Origin of the sequence: Streptomyces sp. NBC_01077 (assembly GCF_045162855.1) — a bacterium.
Classification (GTDB): Bacteria; Actinomycetota; Actinomycetes; order Streptomycetales; family Streptomycetaceae; genus Streptomyces.
Map to the genome: position 1 here is coordinate 4,052,195 of NZ_CP108669.1, position 14,904 is coordinate 4,067,098.

Annotated in this window: 9 protein-coding genes and 2 rRNA genes; 5 read left to right on the forward strand and 6 right to left on the reverse strand. The window is 69.0% G+C overall.

The window, feature by feature from the left end; translation table 11 throughout:
* Positions 1–128: 128 nt before the first annotated feature.
* The 4 genes from OG462_RS18070 to mtrA form a co-directional block, all read right to left on the reverse strand.
* Complete coding sequence (locus OG462_RS18070; RefSeq protein WP_406058783.1) at positions 129–938, reverse strand: ComF family protein; 810 nt, start codon at positions 936–938, stop codon at positions 129–131.
* Between the two features lie 170 nt (positions 939–1,108).
* On the reverse strand, positions 1,109–2,872 hold the full coding sequence (locus OG462_RS18075; protein WP_406058785.1) for an LpqB family beta-propeller domain-containing protein: 1,764 nt from the start codon (positions 2,870–2,872) through the stop codon (positions 1,109–1,111).
* A 172-nt stretch (positions 2,873–3,044) separates the two neighbouring features.
* Positions 3,045–5,063 carry an MtrAB system histidine kinase MtrB gene (gene mtrB / locus OG462_RS18080; RefSeq protein WP_406058787.1) on the reverse strand — a complete coding sequence of 673 codons (2,019 nt, stop codon included), beginning with the start codon at positions 5,061–5,063 and terminating at the stop codon, positions 3,045–3,047.
* Position 5,064: 1 nt separating this feature from the next.
* Positions 5,065–5,742: a two-component system response regulator MtrA gene (gene mtrA, locus OG462_RS18085; RefSeq protein WP_010356958.1), complete on the reverse strand. Its 678-nt coding sequence runs from the start codon at positions 5,740–5,742 to the stop codon at positions 5,065–5,067.
* A gap of 330 nt (positions 5,743–6,072) precedes the next feature.
* Between mtrA and OG462_RS18090 the strand changes: the two genes are divergently transcribed.
* Genes OG462_RS18090 through OG462_RS18110 form a run of 5 tightly spaced genes read left to right on the forward strand, consistent with a single transcriptional unit; the run spans position 6,073 to position 11,492 of the window.
* Positions 6,073–7,293 carry a hypothetical protein gene (locus OG462_RS18090; RefSeq protein ID WP_406058789.1) on the forward strand — a complete coding sequence of 407 codons (1,221 nt, stop codon included), beginning with the start codon at positions 6,073–6,075 and terminating at the stop codon, positions 7,291–7,293.
* Between the two features lie 4 nt (positions 7,294–7,297).
* Complete coding sequence (locus OG462_RS18095) at positions 7,298–7,990, forward strand: DUF4129 domain-containing protein (protein ID WP_406058791.1); 693 nt, start codon at positions 7,298–7,300, stop codon at positions 7,988–7,990.
* On the forward strand, positions 7,987–9,189 hold the full coding sequence (locus tag OG462_RS18100) for a DUF4350 domain-containing protein (protein WP_406058792.1): 1,203 nt from the start codon (positions 7,987–7,989) through the stop codon (positions 9,187–9,189). Before OG462_RS18095 ends, OG462_RS18100 begins: the two co-directional genes overlap by 4 nt.
* The gene (locus tag OG462_RS18105) at positions 9,186–10,169 is read left to right on the forward strand and encodes an AAA family ATPase (RefSeq protein ID WP_406058793.1); all 984 of its coding nucleotides are present in this window, start codon (positions 9,186–9,188) and stop codon (positions 10,167–10,169) included. The genes OG462_RS18100 and OG462_RS18105 overlap by 4 nt, the downstream gene beginning before the upstream one ends.
* Before the next feature lie 12 nt (positions 10,170–10,181).
* Positions 10,182–11,492 (forward strand): DUF58 domain-containing protein, encoded by a 1,311-nt coding sequence (locus OG462_RS18110; protein ID WP_406058795.1) that lies wholly within the window; start codon positions 10,182–10,184, stop codon positions 11,490–11,492.
* 98 nt (positions 11,493–11,590) lie between these two features.
* Here the strand turns inward: OG462_RS18110 and rrf are convergent.
* Both rrf and OG462_RS18120 read right to left on the reverse strand, forming a co-directional pair.
* Positions 11,591–11,707, reverse strand: a 5S ribosomal RNA gene (gene rrf / locus OG462_RS18115).
* A 74-nt stretch (positions 11,708–11,781) separates the two neighbouring features.
* Positions 11,782–14,900: ribosomal RNA gene (locus OG462_RS18120) — 23S ribosomal RNA — on the reverse strand.
* Between the last annotated feature and the right edge of the window lie 4 nt (positions 14,901–14,904).

Genomic DNA, 14,904 nt, shown 5'->3' on the forward strand with positions numbered 1-14,904 from the left:
CTCCTGTCCTGTAGGCGCAACCATGTATTCGGTGAGGCGATGGCTTTCGCCATTCCTCACAACCGAACATAGCCCCTTCGGACGGGTGTCGGCACCCGCTACCGCGACATACCTCCGTTCGGGCGCTTTCACCTCTCACCACCTGCAACGATCCAAGTTCCTGGCGAGTTCCGGTTTATTTCGAACGAAGCGGGAGAGGATGCGATCACAGCCGCCGCCCGCTGTTCGAATCCGCGCTGCGCCGAACCAACCGGTAAGCCGTGCGGTATTCCAGGAATGAACGGACGGTGTACGGCTCCGAGGGCGCGCGCCGCTTCCGCCAGCGAGGCGCCCGTGGTCATCAGATCGTCGACGAGGATCACCTTTCCCGCCCCGAGAAGTCGCCCGCCGCCGGGCACGACCTCCAGCGCGCCGGAGATGTTCGCGAGCCGTCCGCGCGCCCCGAGACCCGCCTGGTCCGCCACGTACCGCCGCTGCCGCAGCACGGGCACGACCCGCGCCTGCCGTCCCGCGCACCGCAGCCGGGCCGCCGCGGCCAGCGCGATCCGGCGCGTCGGATCGTGGCCACGCGCCCTTACGGAGCGCCGTGAGGACGGCACCGGTACAAGGAGCAGCGGTCGCGCCGCGAGGCCGTCACTGCCCCCGGCAGCGGCCTCCACGGCGACGGCCAGGGCTCCGCCCAGGGGCCGGGCGAGGGTGAGCGCGCCGCGTTCCTTGTGGGCGAGGAGCAGTTCCCGTACGGCATCGGCGTACGGCGCGACGGCATGGACGACGGGCAGCCCGGCCGGCTCGGGCGACGGCCGCACCCTGCGCGGCCCTTCCCCCGCCCCGGTCAACGCGGCCTCGCACGACGGGCACAGCTCGGTGCGCGGCCTGCCGCAGCCTCCGCAGGCGACCGGCAGCACCAGCCCGGCGATCTCGCGCCACCACCCCCGCATGGCTCCACTGTGCGCCTTCCCGAACGCCCCGGCCACCCCTGTGGAAAACCCTGCGGGAGCCCCCCGAGTACGTCAGGTACGCGCCGTCACGGAGTCCACGCGCGGGCGGGCGGGACCGCTGCCCCGGCTACGCGTGCGGGGCTGCTGCCCCGGATGGGCCTGCAGGGCTGCTACCCCGGATAGACGGGCGAGGTCCCGGTCTTGACCACCGGCTGCCAGTTCGTACCCGGCACGAGCCGCACGATGCCGTCGTTTCCGGAGTCGGCGACCACCGGCACGGAGTCGCCGTGCGGCGCGGCCACCGAGGTCACCCCGTTCAGACCGGGGAGCACCGAGGTCGCCGAGGTCGAGCCGTCGGTCTGGAGGTAGCGGATCTGCTGGACGCCGCCCGCCTCCTTGCCGACGACGACGAGCCTGCTCGGCCCGGCCCAGGAGACGGCCGTGACCGACTCCATCCGGGGCGCGGCAGGCTGGAGGTCGAGCACGGAGACGACCCGTTCGTCGCCCGATGTCTGCCGCTGGACCCGGCCGATCTGCAGGGTCGTGTCCCCGTCCCGGGTGACCACCAGCGCGATCCTGACCCCGTCGGCGGAGACCCGCAGCGACTCGATCCTCGTGTCGTCCTCCAGCCACGGTGTCCGCACCTTGACGGGGTCACCGGTGCCGTCGGGCACCATCCACAGCTGGGGGGCGGCCGGGTCCCGGTCGGCGATCCACAGGTCGCCCCGGCCGTCCCAGCTGGGCGCGGACAGCCGGTCGGCGGGCTTGGCGGCCCTGCTGCGCAGGATCGCCGGCGCCCCCTCCTGCTCGGTGGTGATGGAGGCGACGAACAGCTCGCGGCCGCTCTCCCCGACCCCGGCGGCGCGGGTCTCGCCCCGGTCGACGGCGACGGACCCGAGCCGCGTGGTGCCCTTCCCGAGCGGGCCGGGCACCTCGGAGGGCGCGTTCGCCTCCTTGCCCGCGCCGACGAGCTTCATCAGCTTGTGGTGCTCGTCGACGAAGTACGGGTTCTCCTCCCGGTCCGTGGGCCGGACCGCGGCGAACTCGGCCGCCTGCCCCTTTCCGAGCCGGCACAGCGACCGGTCGTTCGTCCCCTGGAGCTCCACCTGCTCGACGCGTACGGAGGTGAGGTCCCGCAGCGTGAACAGCAGCTGCGCCGCCATCCGCCGGCACGGCTCGCCGCCCACCAGGTCCGCCTTGGCGTTGAGCGGCACCTTGAGGGTGGACTGGTCGTCGGTCGTGAGCGTGGTGACGCCCTTCTTCAACTCCGTACCCGAGGGGAAGCTGGAGTCGACGGCCGGCTTCAGCCAGTTCGTGGGGCCTTCGAGGAGCGCCTTGACCGTCTGCGTCACCGGGTCCATCCGGGTGACGGGGTCCTGGCGCTGCCGGATGTAGACCGGGTCGGCGACGACCCAGTCCTCCCCGGAGGCGAAGTAGTACTTGTTGACCGACCGGTAGTTGCGCAGGAAATCGGCCTCGCCGAGCACCAGACCGGGCGGCAGGCTGTCGATGCGCCATTCCTTGCCCTTGCCGTTGGCCGAGGGCTGCTGCACGACATGGATCGACTGCAGGTACGTGGCGGGGCTGATCGGCTGGTACGCGTGACGGGCGTCCACGGTCGCGATCTTGCGGCCGGAGAGCGGATAGGAACGGCCCTGGTTGTCGGGGTCGGCGTTGCGGTCGGCCTGGTCACGGTTGGGCGCGGTGGTGAGCACGGTGATGCTCTGCTCCGGCTTCCACGTCCGCGTGGCCTGCTTCGTCAGGTACTTGCGGGCGGTGGCGAAGCCGGGGTCGTCACTGGTCATGGCTTCGAGGAAGCCGTCGACGATCTCGTCCGGGTCCGCGTTCTCCCTGGGAGCGACGGCGTAGACCCGTACCTGCGAGTCGCCCTGGTTGGCGCCTCGGACCGCCTGCACGTCCCCGCTGTCGGGCATCGCCGCGCACCCGGTCACCAGGAGCCCGCCGCACGCGGCGACCACCACCGCGCGCGTACTGCGGCCCTGCCCCGGGCGGAGCCCCTGATCCGTGCGGCCCTCTCGGAAGCCTGGGAAGCCCCACACCACGTGCCCCACTCGGAAGCCCCGCCCCGCCTGCCCCTTTCGGGAGTCAGCGCCCACGCGTCCCGTCCTCCCGCTCCGCGTTCCCGTGTGCGTCGGCCGTGGCCGGACCCGCCCCACCGCCGTCGTTCTCCGCCGCCGCACGCGCCACGACCCGGGCACCGCTGCCGGGCAGGGCCGTCGGGTCGACGGTCGCCCGCGGCGGCGCGGGCAGCCTCGGCGATACGGGGAGCTTCGGCCGGTCGCCGACGGGCTGCGCCGGCACCGCCGCGAGGCGGGCGTTGTCCTGGGCGCGTCCGGCGGCGGCCTGCTCTCGGTTGCGCCGGGAGTCCTCGGGCTCCAGGGGTATCGGGGAGCCCCGCAGGGGCTCGTCCGCGGTCCGCGGCAGGGTGAGCCGGAACTGCGATCCGCCGCCGGGCTCGCCCCAGGCCTGGAGCCAGCCGCCGTGCAGCCGGGCGTCCTCGACCGCGATCGACAGGCCGAGGCCGGTGCCACCGGTGGTGCGCGCGCGGGCCGGGTCGGCGCGCCAGAAGCGGTTGAACACCCGGGTCGCCTCGCCCGGCTTGAGTCCGACGCCGTAGTCGCGTACCGCGACGGCGACGGCCCCACCGGCCGCGGCCAGCTTCACCACCACGTCCCGGCCCTCGCCGTGCTCGACGGCGTTGACGACGAGGTTGCGCAGTACCCGCTCGACCCGGCGGGCGTCCGCCTCGGCCACGACGGGCTGCTTGTCGCCGACGACCACGATCCGGGTGCCCTTGCGTTCGGCGAGGGGTTCGGCGCCCCCGATGACCCGGCGCACGACCTGGCGCAGGTCTATCGGCTCGGCCTCCAGCGCCGCCGCTCCCGCGTCGAAGCGGCTGATCTCCAGAAGGTCGGAGAGCAGCGACTCGAAGCGGTCGAGCTGGTCGCCGAGGAGTTCTGCGGAGCGCGCGGTGATCGGGTCGAAGTCGACACGGGCCTCGTGGATGACGTCGGCGGCCATCCGGACCGTGGTGAGCGGGGTGCGCAGCTCGTGCGAGACGTCCGAGACGAACCGCCGCTGCATCCGCGACAGCTCCTCGAGCTGCTGGATCTTGAGCTGGAGGTTCTGGGCCATCTTGTTGAAGGCCTCGCCGAGCCGGGCGATGTCGTCCTCGCCGGTGACCTTCATCCGTTCCTGGAGGCGGCCGGCCGAGAGCCGCTCGGCGATCCCGGCGGCCATCCGCACGGGTGTGACGACCTGGCGCACCATGAGCCAGGCGATGGCGCCGAGCAGCACCATGACGAACAGCCCGGCGGTCGCCAGGGTGCCCTTGACCAGGGTGAGGGAGTCCTCCTCCTGGGTCAGCGGGAAGAGGTAGTACAGCTCGTACTGGTCACCCTCGGCGTCGTTGAGCCGCTTGCCGATCACCAGACCGGCCTCGGACGCCTTGCCGCTGGTGTAGTGGATGCGGGTGAACTTCTGGAAGGTGTCCGTGCCCTGGGCCACGGAGTGCCGTAGTTCGGCGGGGATGCTGGTGGTCGGGTCGACCTCGCCGGAGGCCCGGGCGCCGCGGCTGGCGGCGTCACCGGTGTCGAGGGAGAGCGCGACCACGTTGAAGGCGCTCTGGCCACCGCTGGCGAGTTGCTCGACCAGTGTGGAGCGCCAGTTCACGGAGGCACCTGCCCGCCCGCCGTCCTGCTGCCCGGGGGCCGGAGGGGTCGTCGCCGCCCGGTCCTGGGCGGCGGAGAACCCGCCGGCGGCCTGGCTCTGGGCGGCCCTCTCCTTGGCGTCGAGCAGACCGTTGCGGACCTGACCGATCACGACCAGGCCGAGCAGCAGCACCACTCCGAGGGACATCAGCAGGGTGCCCGCGACGATCCGCAGCTGGATGTTCCGCCGCCACAGCCGCACAGCGGGCAGCAACGGCCGGCGCACCCAGCGCGCGAAGAGCCGGAGGACCGGTCCACCCGGCGCCCCGTCCCTGAAGAGCCTTCCACCCCGCGGCGGACGGCCGGAACGCGAGCCCCCCCGCCCCGGTCCGGCAGCCCGCCCCGTACGGTCTCCCGGGTCCCCGGGCTTCGGAGCAGCACTGCCTGTACTCATGTCAGCTCGGCCCCGCCTTGTATCCGACGCCACGGACGGTCACCACGATCTCCGGCCGCTCGGGATCCTTCTCGACCTTCGAGCGCAGCCGCTGGACGTGCACGTTCACCAGCCGGGTGTCGGCCGCGTGACGGTAGCCCCAGACCTGCTCGAGGAGCACCTCACGGGTGAACACCTGCCACGGCTTGCGCGCCAGCGCGACGAGCAGGTCGAACTCCAGCGGGGTCAGGGCGATGGACTGCCCGTCCCGCTTCACGGAGTGCCCTGCCACGTCGATGACCAGGTCACCGATGGTGAGCTGCTCGGGCGCCGGCTCCTCGGACCGCCGCAGCCGCGCCCGAATACGGGCCACGAGCTCCTTCGGCTTGAACGGCTTGACGATGTAGTCGTCGGCCCCGGACTCCAGACCCACGACCACGTCGACCGTGTCGCTCTTCGCGGTGAGCATGACGATCGGCACACCCGACTCGGCCCTGATCAGGCGGCACACCTCGATGCCGTCCCTCCCGGGCAGCATCAGGTCGAGCAGCACCAGGTCAGGCTTGGCCTCCCGGAATGCGGCAAGCGCCTTGTCACCGTCCGCGACGAACGACGGCTCGAACCCTTCACCCCGCAACACAATGCCGAGCATCTCGGCCAGTGCGGTGTCGTCGTCGACGACAAGAACGCGTCCCTTCATATCGACATCATCCCATTAGCCAATCGTTACCTGCCGTGACCTGCCCCACAGCGTCTCCCCCAGCCCGGACCGCGATCCCGTCGATCGCGCCCCGCTCGGCCCGTCACCGCACGGTTCGCGCGTGATGATCGGGTATCCGCACAGTGTGCCGCCTGCCGCTCGCACAATGAAGGTCCGGACAAAGGTACGAAGGACAAGGCAGCTCCCGCCCACGGGTGGGTCCCGCGTGGCACGATGGCACCCGGCCCGCCGCCGTGTCAGGTGTCGGCCGCCGTGACCGAGCCGGTTCGCCGATCCGGCACCGCGACCATTCCTCCGAGGTGGACGACCGTGAACGACACTCCGGGCTGGACCTCGCCCGGATCCGCCCCCTCCGACGACCAGAACGGCTCCGGGGTCCCCCGACCCGCCGCTCCGTCCGACGCGAACGGTTCCGCCCCTCAGTGGTCCAAGGACCAGCCGCCCGCCGGCCAGTGGTCCCCGCCGACCGGCCAGACTCCGCCCCCTGCACCCGGCCAGGGCCAGGGCTGGGGCGCCCCTCCCCCGAACGCTCACTGGGGCAGGCCGCCGGCCGCGAAGCCCGGGGTGATCCCGCTGCGCCCGCTGGGCATGGGCGAGATCCTCGACGGCGCGGTCAAGACCCTCCGCACCTACTGGCGCACCGTGCTGGCGATCACCGTCACGGTCGCGGTGATCTCCCAGATCGCCGACATCCTGGCCCAGCGGTATCTCACCCCCGACGTTCCGGCGACGAGCCCGGACGCCACCCCCGCCGAGGCGCTCGAGCAGTCCCTCGACGCGGCCCAGTCGTCCCTGATCGGTCTGGGCCCCGCCCTGCTCGTGACGCTGATGGCGTCCCTGGTCAGCGCCGCACTGCTGACCGTCGTCATCAGCCGCGCCGTCCTCGGCCGCCCGGTCTCGCTGGGCGCCGCCTGGCAGGAGGCCCGCCCGCGGCTCCTCCAGCTCATCGGCCTGACCCTGCTGCTCGGGGCGATGAGCGCGGCCATCGTCATGGTCGGTCTACTCCCCGGCCTCCTGGTCGGCGGCGGCGCAGGCGTGGCCCTGACCCTTCTCGGCGGTCTCGGCGCCCTGGTGGTGGCCGTCTGGCTGATGATCCGCTTCAGCCTCGCCTCCCCCGCCCTGATGCTGGAGCGCGGGGGCGTGATCCCGTCGCTGAAGCGCTCGGCGAAGCTGGTGCAGGGCGCGTGGTGGCGGATCTTCGGCATCACGCTCCTCACCCAGCTGCTGATCTTCATCTTCGCCATGATCATCGCGATCCCGTTCACCATCCTCGGTATCGCGGTCGACGGCGAAGGCTTCTCGGGCATGCTCTCCGGCACCTCCCCCACCTTCGGCTGGCCGTTCCTGATCATCACGGGCATCGGCGGCGTGATCACCAGCGCGATCACCTACCCGATCTCGGCCGGTGTGACGGTCCTCCTCTACGTGGACCAGCGCATCCGTCGCGAAGCCCTGGACCTCGAACTGGCACGGGCCGCAGGCCTCCCCGGTTACGACCCCACCCCGGGTGACCGGACCGTCGGAGGCTGATGCCGTGACGGTCACGGGGGGAACGACCACGGCACTGGCGCGGCTCCGTGCCGACGGCGACATCCCGGTGGACAGCTCCCGCGTCCCCGCCCGCGAGGCGGCGGAACGGGAGCTGTCCAAACCGATGTACCACGAGAACGACCCGAACCTCCTCCAGCGCGGCCTCGACCGCTTCTGGGAGTGGGTCGGCGACCTCTTCGACGCCGCGTCAGGCGCCACCCCCGGCGGCGTGATCGGCCTCGTCGTGGTCGTCCTGTGCGTGATCGCCGTCGTCGCCGCCCTCTGGTGGCGCCTCGGCACCCCCCACCGGACGCCGGGCACCGCCGGCGACTCCCTCTTCGCGGACGGCCCCCGCACCGCCGGCGACCACCGGGCGGCCGCCGCCCGCCATGCCGCCGCAGGCCGCTGGAACCAGGCCGTCCAGGAACGCACGCGGGCCATCGTCCGCTCCCTCGAAGAACGCACCCTGCTCGACCCCCGCCCCGGCCGCACCGCGGACGAGGCGGCCGCCGAAGCCAGCCGTTCCCTGCCGTCCCACGCGGACGACCTGCGCCTCGCCGTCCGCGTGTTCGACGACGTCACATACGGCGGACGCACCGCCGACGAGCCCGCGTACCGCCGCATCGAGGAACTGGACACCGCCCTGGAGCGCACCCGTCCCATCCTCGACACCGCCTCCACGGGGATGCCCGCATGAGCCGCCCGGCCACGAGCCCCACGTCGACCGCCCCCTCCGCCCGTCGGCTCTGGACCCGGGCCCGCGGCGCGGCCCTCGTCCTCGCCCTGATCCTCATCGGTGGCCTCGTCCTCGCGACGGTGCGGTCCTCCGGCGCCCACGGCGCCCTCGACCCCCGCTCCGCCGACCCGAACGGCAGCCGGGCCGTCGCCGAACTCCTCAAGGCCCGCGGAATCACGCTCACCGTCGTCACCACCCTCGACGAGGCCACGGCCGCGACCGGCACCGACTCGACCCTCCTGGTCACGACACCCGACCTGTTGACGGAGACTCAGCAGTCCACACTCCGCCGGGCCATGACGGACTCCGCCGGCCGCACTGTCCTCGTCGGTGCCGGGCGATCCTCCCTCCCCACCCTGGCCCCGGGAGTCACCAGCGCCACCAGCACTCCCGTGGAGAACCGCGCCCCCTCCTGCACCCTGGCGGCGGCCACCCGCGCCGGCAGCGTCGACCTCGGCGGCGAGCGGTACCGCGCCGCCCCCGACACCTCCACGGACTCCTGCTACCTCTCCGACGGCCTGCCGACCCTGCTCAGCATCCCCGGCCGAGGAACGACCGACACCGTCCTCCTCGGCTCGCCCGACATCCTCTTCAACGAGCGTCTCGACCAACAGGGCAACGCCTCGCTCGCCCTGCAACTCCTCGGCTCCCGGCCCCATCTCGTCTGGTACCTCCCCTCCCTGACCGATGCCTCCGCCACCGCCGACGCACCCGACGACGACACCACGGGCAACTTCCTCGCCCTCATCCCCTCCGGCTGGCTGTGGGGCGCACTCCAGCTCGCGATCGCGGCCCTGCTCGCCGCCATCTGGCGCGGCCGCCGCCTCGGCCCCCTGGTGACCGAACGCCTCCCCGTCGCCCTCCGCGCCTCCGAGGCCACCGAGGGCCGCGCCCGCCTCTACCGCAAGGCGAACGCCCGCGACCGCGCCGCCTCGGTGCTGCGCACCGCGACCCGCACCCGGATCGCCCCGCTGCTCGGCGTCCCCGTCCAGGACGCCCACTCCTCCGATCGTCTCCTCCCCGCACTCTCCGTCCGTCTCCCCGAGACCACCGCGGACCCCATGAACCTCCTCTTCGGCCCGGCTCCCGCCGACGACGCCGCTCTCATCCGCCTGGCGGACCAACTCGACGCCCTCGAAAGAGAGGTACGCACCTCATGAGCGCCCCGACCCCCGAGACCGCTACGAACTCGGACAGCGCCCGCGCCTCCCTGGAGGCCCTGCGCACCGAGATCGGGAAGGCCGTGGTCGGCCAGGACCCCGCCGTCACCGGTCTCGTCGTCGCCCTGCTCTGCCGGGGACACGTCCTCCTCGAAGGCGTGCCCGGCGTCGCCAAGACCCTGCTGGTCCGCTCGCTCGCCGCCGCACTCGAACTCGACACCAAGCGCGTCCAGTTCACCCCCGACCTGATGCCGAGCGACGTGACCGGCTCCCTGGTCTACGACACCCGAACCTCCGAGTTCTCCTTCCAACCCGGTCCGGTCTTCACGAATCTCCTGCTCGCCGACGAGATCAACCGCACGCCCCCGAAGACCCAGTCCTCCCTCCTGGAAGCCATGGAGGAGCGTCAGGTCACGGTCGACGGCACCCCGCGCCCCCTGCCCGAGCCCTTCCTTGTCGCCGCGACCCAGAACCCCGTCGAGTACGAGGGCACCTACCCTCTCCCCGAAGCCCAACTGGACAGGTTCCTCCTGAAGCTGACGGTCCCTCTGCCCTCCCGCGCGGACGAGATCCAAGTCCTCACCCGTCACGCCGAGGGCTTCGACCCCCGCGACCTGAAGGCCGCCGGAGTGCGTCCCGTCGCGGGCCCCGCCGAGCTCGAAGCCGCCCGGGCCTCCGTCGCCAAGGTCTCGGTCTCCGCCGAGATCACCGGCTATGTCGTCGATATCTGTCGTGCCACGCGTGAATCCCCCTCACTCACGCTCGGGGTCTCCCCCCGAGGCGCCACCGCCCTGCTCTCCACCGCCCGCGCCTGGGCCTGGCTCACCGGCCGGGACTACGTCACCCCGGACGATGTGAAGGCCCTCGCTCTCCCCACCCTGCGTCATCGCATCCACCTGCGGCCCGAGGCCGAGATGGAAGGAGTCACCCCCGACTCCGTCATCAACTCGATCCTCGCCCACGTCCCCGTCCCCCGCTGAGAACGGCGCCCCATGGCCCTCACCGGACGAACCGCGCTGCTCGCCGCCCTCGGATCGCTCCCCGTCGGCATCCTCGCCCCCAGCTGGGCAGGGATGCTCGCGGTGAACGCGCCCCTCTCCCTCGCAATTCTGTGCGACTACGCCCTGGCGGCGCCAGTACGAACGCTCCAATTCACCCGAAGTGGTGACACATCCGTTCGACTCGGTGACGCGGCAGACGTCCAGCTCACGGTCACCAACCCGTCCCGCCGTCGCCTCCGCGCCCAGCTCCGCGACGCCTGGCCGCCCAGCAGTTGGCTCCCCGGCACCGAACAGACCGCCTCACGCCGACGCCTGACCGTCCCCGCCGGCGAACGCCGCCGTCTCACCACGAGCCTGCGCCCGACCCGCCGCGGCGACCGCCGGGCCGAGCGGATCACGGTCCGCTCGTACGGCCCCCTCGGCCTGGCGGCCCGTCAGGGCAACCACGAGGTCCCCTGGACCGTGCGCGTCCTACCCCCGTTCACCAGCCGCAAGCACCTGCCGTCCCGCCTGGCCCGGCTCCGTGAACTCGACGGCCGCACCAGCGTGCTGACACGCGGTGAGGGCACGGAGTTCGACAGCCTCCGCGAGTACGTCCCCGGCGACGACACCCGCTCGATCGACTGGCGGGCCACCGCCCGCCAGACCACGGTCGCCGTCCGCACCTGGCGCCCCGAACGCGACCGCCACATCCTGATCGTCCTCGACACCGGCCGCACCTCGGCCGGCCGCGTCGGCGACATCCCCCGTCTGGACGCCTCCATGGACGCGGCTCTCCTTCTCACCGCGCTCGCTTCCCGAGCCGGTGACCGCGTGGATCTCCTGGCCTACGACCGCCGGCTCCGCGCCCAGGTCCAGGGCCGCTCCGCCGGCGACGTCCTGCCCTCCGTGGTCAACGCGCTCGCCCCGCTCGAACCCGAGCTCGTGGAGACCGACGCCCGAGGTCTGGCGGCCACGGCCCTCGCTCGCGCTCCCCGCCGCTCACTGATCGTCCTCCTGACGAGCCTCGACGCCGCTCCGATCGAGGAGGGTCTCCTCCCGGTCCTGCCGCAGCTCGCCCAGCGCCACACGGTCCTGCTCGCCTCGGTCTCCGACCCTCACATCGCCCGTATGGCCACGACCCGCGGCACGATCGAGGGCGTCTACGAGGCCGCGGCGGCCACGCAGACCCAGTCCCAGCGCGCCCGCACCGCGGAACAGCTCCAGCGCCACGGCGTGACGGTCGTCGACGCCTCGCCCGAAACCCTCGCTCCGGCCCTGGCCGACGCCTATCTCGCCCTCAAGGCAGCCGGCCGCCTCTGACCGCCGACCACAACATGGCCGCCCTCCGCGAAAGGGTTCCGGCCCGTAAACGCAGAAAAGCCCCGCACCATGAGGTGCGGGGCTTTCCCACAATGATTGTTCGGCGGCGTCCTACTCTCCCACAGGGTCCCCCCTGCAGTACCATCGGCGCTGAAAGGCTTAGCTTCCGGGTTCGGAATGTAACCGGGCGTTTCCCTAACGCTATGACCACCGAAACTCTATGAAGTTAACCAACCGGAAATCGGCACAGTTCGTTACTTCAGAACTAACACAGTGGACGCGAGCAACTGAGGACAAGCCCTCGGCCTATTAGTACCGGTCAGCTCCACCCATTACTGGGCTTCCACATCCGGCCTATCAACCCAGTCGTCTACTGGGAGCCTTACCCTCTCAAGGAGGTGGGAATACTCATCTCGAAGCAGGCTTCCCGCTTAGATGCTTTCAGCGGTTATCCCTCCCGAACGTAGCCAACCAGCCATGCCCTTGGCAGGACAACTGGCACACCAGAGGTTCGTCCGTCCCGGTCCTCTCGTACTAGGGACAGCCCTTCTCAATATTCCTACGCGCGCAGCGGATAGGGACCGAACTGTCTCACGACGTTCTAAACCCAGCTCGCGTACCGCTTTAATGGGCGAACAGCCCAACCCTTGGGACCGACTCCAGCCCCAGGATGCGACGAGCCGACATCGAGGTGCCAAACCATCCCGTCGATATGGACTCTTGGGGAAGATCAGCCTGTTATCCCCGGGGTACCTTTTATCCGTTGAGCGACGGCGCTTCCACAAGCCACCGCCGGATCACTAGTCCCGACTTTCGTCCCTGCTCGACCCGTCGGTCTCACAGTCAAGCTCCCTTGTGCACTTACACTCAACACCTGATTGCCAACCAGGCTGAGGGAACCTTTGGGCGCCTCCGTTACCCTTTGGGAGGCAACCGCCCCAGTTAAACTACCCATCAGACACTGTCCCTGATCCGGATCACGGACCGAGGTTAGACATCCAGCACGACCAGAGTGGTATTTCAACGGCGACTCCACCATGACTGGCGTCACGGCTTCAAAGTCTCCCACCTATCCTACACAAGCCGAACCGAACACCAATATCAAACTGTAGTAAAGGTCCCGGGGTCTTTCCGTCCTGCTGCGCGAAACGAGCATCTTTACTCGTAGTGCAATTTCACCGGGCCTATGGTTGAGACAGTCGAGAAGTCGTTACGCCATTCGTGCAGGTCGGAACTTACCCGACAAGGAATTTCGCTACCTTAGGATGGTTATAGTTACCACCGCCGTTTACTGGCGCTTAAGTTCTCAGCTTCGCCCTGTCGAAACAGAGCTAACCGGTCCCCTTAACGTTCCAGCACCGGGCAGGCGTCAGTCCGTATACATCGCCTTACGGCTTCGCACGGACCTGTGTTTTTAGTAAACAGTCGCTTCTCGCTGGTCTCTGCGGCCACCCCCAGCTCACGGAGTAAATCCGATCACCAGACGTGGCCCCCCTTCTCCCGAAGTTACGGGGGCATTTTGCCGAGTTCCTTAACCATAGTTCACCCGAACGCCTCGGTATTCTCTACCTGACCACCTGAGTCGGTTTAGGGTACGGGCCGCCATGAAACTCGCTAGAGGCTTTTCTCGACAGCATAGGATCATCCACTTCACCACAATCGGCTCGGCATCAGGTCTCAGGCTATGTGCTGTCCGGATTTACCTGGACAACGCCCTACACCCTTACCCCGGGACTACCACCGCCCGGGTTGGACTACCTTCCTGCGTCACCCCATCGCTTACCTACTACCACCTTGGATCAGCGGCTCCACCACTTTCCTTTCCCCGAAGGGTCCGGAACGGCTTCACGGCCTTAGCATTAATGGGCTCGATATTGGGCGTTTCAAAGCGGGTACCGGAATATCAACCGGTTGTCCATCGACTACGCCTGTCGGCCTCGCCTTAGGTCCCGACTTACCCTGGGCAGATCAGCTTGACCCAGGAACCCTTAGTCAATCGGCGCACACGTTTCTCACGTGTGTATCGCTACTCATGCCTGCATTCTCACTCGTGAACCGTCCACAACTCGCTTCCGCGGCTGCTTCACCCGGCACACGACGCTCCCCTACCCATCACAGCGGGCGTTGGCCCTATTGCTGCAATGACACGACTTCGGCGGTACGCTTGAGCCCCGCTACATTGTCGGCGCGGAATCACTTGACCAGTGAGCTATTACGCACTCTTTCAAGGGTGGCTGCTTCTAAGCCAACCTCCTGGTTGTCTCTGCGACTCCACATCCTTTCCCACTTAGCGTACGCTTAGGGGCCTTAGTCGATGCTCTGGGCTGTTTCCCTCTCGACCATGGAGCTTATCCCCCACAGTCTCACTGCCGTGCTCTCACTTACCGGCATTCGGAGTTTGGCTAAGGTCAGTAACCCGGTAGGGCCCATCGCCTATCCAGTGCTCTACCTCCGGCAAGAAACACACGACGCTGCACCTAAATGCATTTCGGGGAGAACCAGCTATCACGGAGTTTGATTGGCCTTTCACCCCTAACCACAGGTCATCCCCCAGGTTTTCAACCCTGGTGGGTTCGGTCCTCCACGAAGTCTTACCTCCGCTTCAACCTGCCCATGGCTAGATCACTCCGCTTCGGGTCTTGAGCGCGCTACTGAATCGCCCTATTCGGACTCGCTTTCGCTACGGCTTCCCCACACGGGTTAACCTCGCAACGCACCGCAAACTCGCAGGCTCATTCTTCAAAAGGCACGCAGTCACGAGATACAGCAAGCTGTATCCGACGCTCCCACGGCTTGTAGGCACACGGTTTCAGGTACTATTTCACTCCGCTCCCGCGGTACTTTTCACCATTCCCTCACGGTACTATCCGCTATCGGTCACCAGGGAATATTTAGGCTTAGCGGGTGGTCCCGCCAGATTCACACGGGATTTCTCGGGCCCCGTGCTACTTGGGTGTCTCTCAAACGAGCCGTTAATGTTTCAGCTACGGGGGTCTTACCCTCTACGCCGGACCTTTCGCATGTCCTTCGCCTACATCAACGGTTTCTGACTCGTCTCACAGCCGGCAGACTGTGAAAGAGAGATCCCACAACCCCGCATGCGCAACCCCTGCCGGGTATCACACGCATACGGTTTGGCCTCATCCGGTTTCGCTCGCCACTACTCCCGGAATCACGGTTGTTTTCTCTTCCTGAGGGTACTGAGATGTTTCACTTCCCCTCGTTCCCTCCACATGCCCTATGTGTTCAGGCATGGGTGACAGCCCATGACGACTGCCGGGTTTCCCCATTCGGAAACCCCCGGATCAAAGCCTGGTTGACGGCTCCCCGGGGACTATCGTGGCCTCCCACGTCCTTCATCGGTTCCTGGTGCCAAGGCATCCACCGTGCGCCCTTAAAAACTTGGCCACAG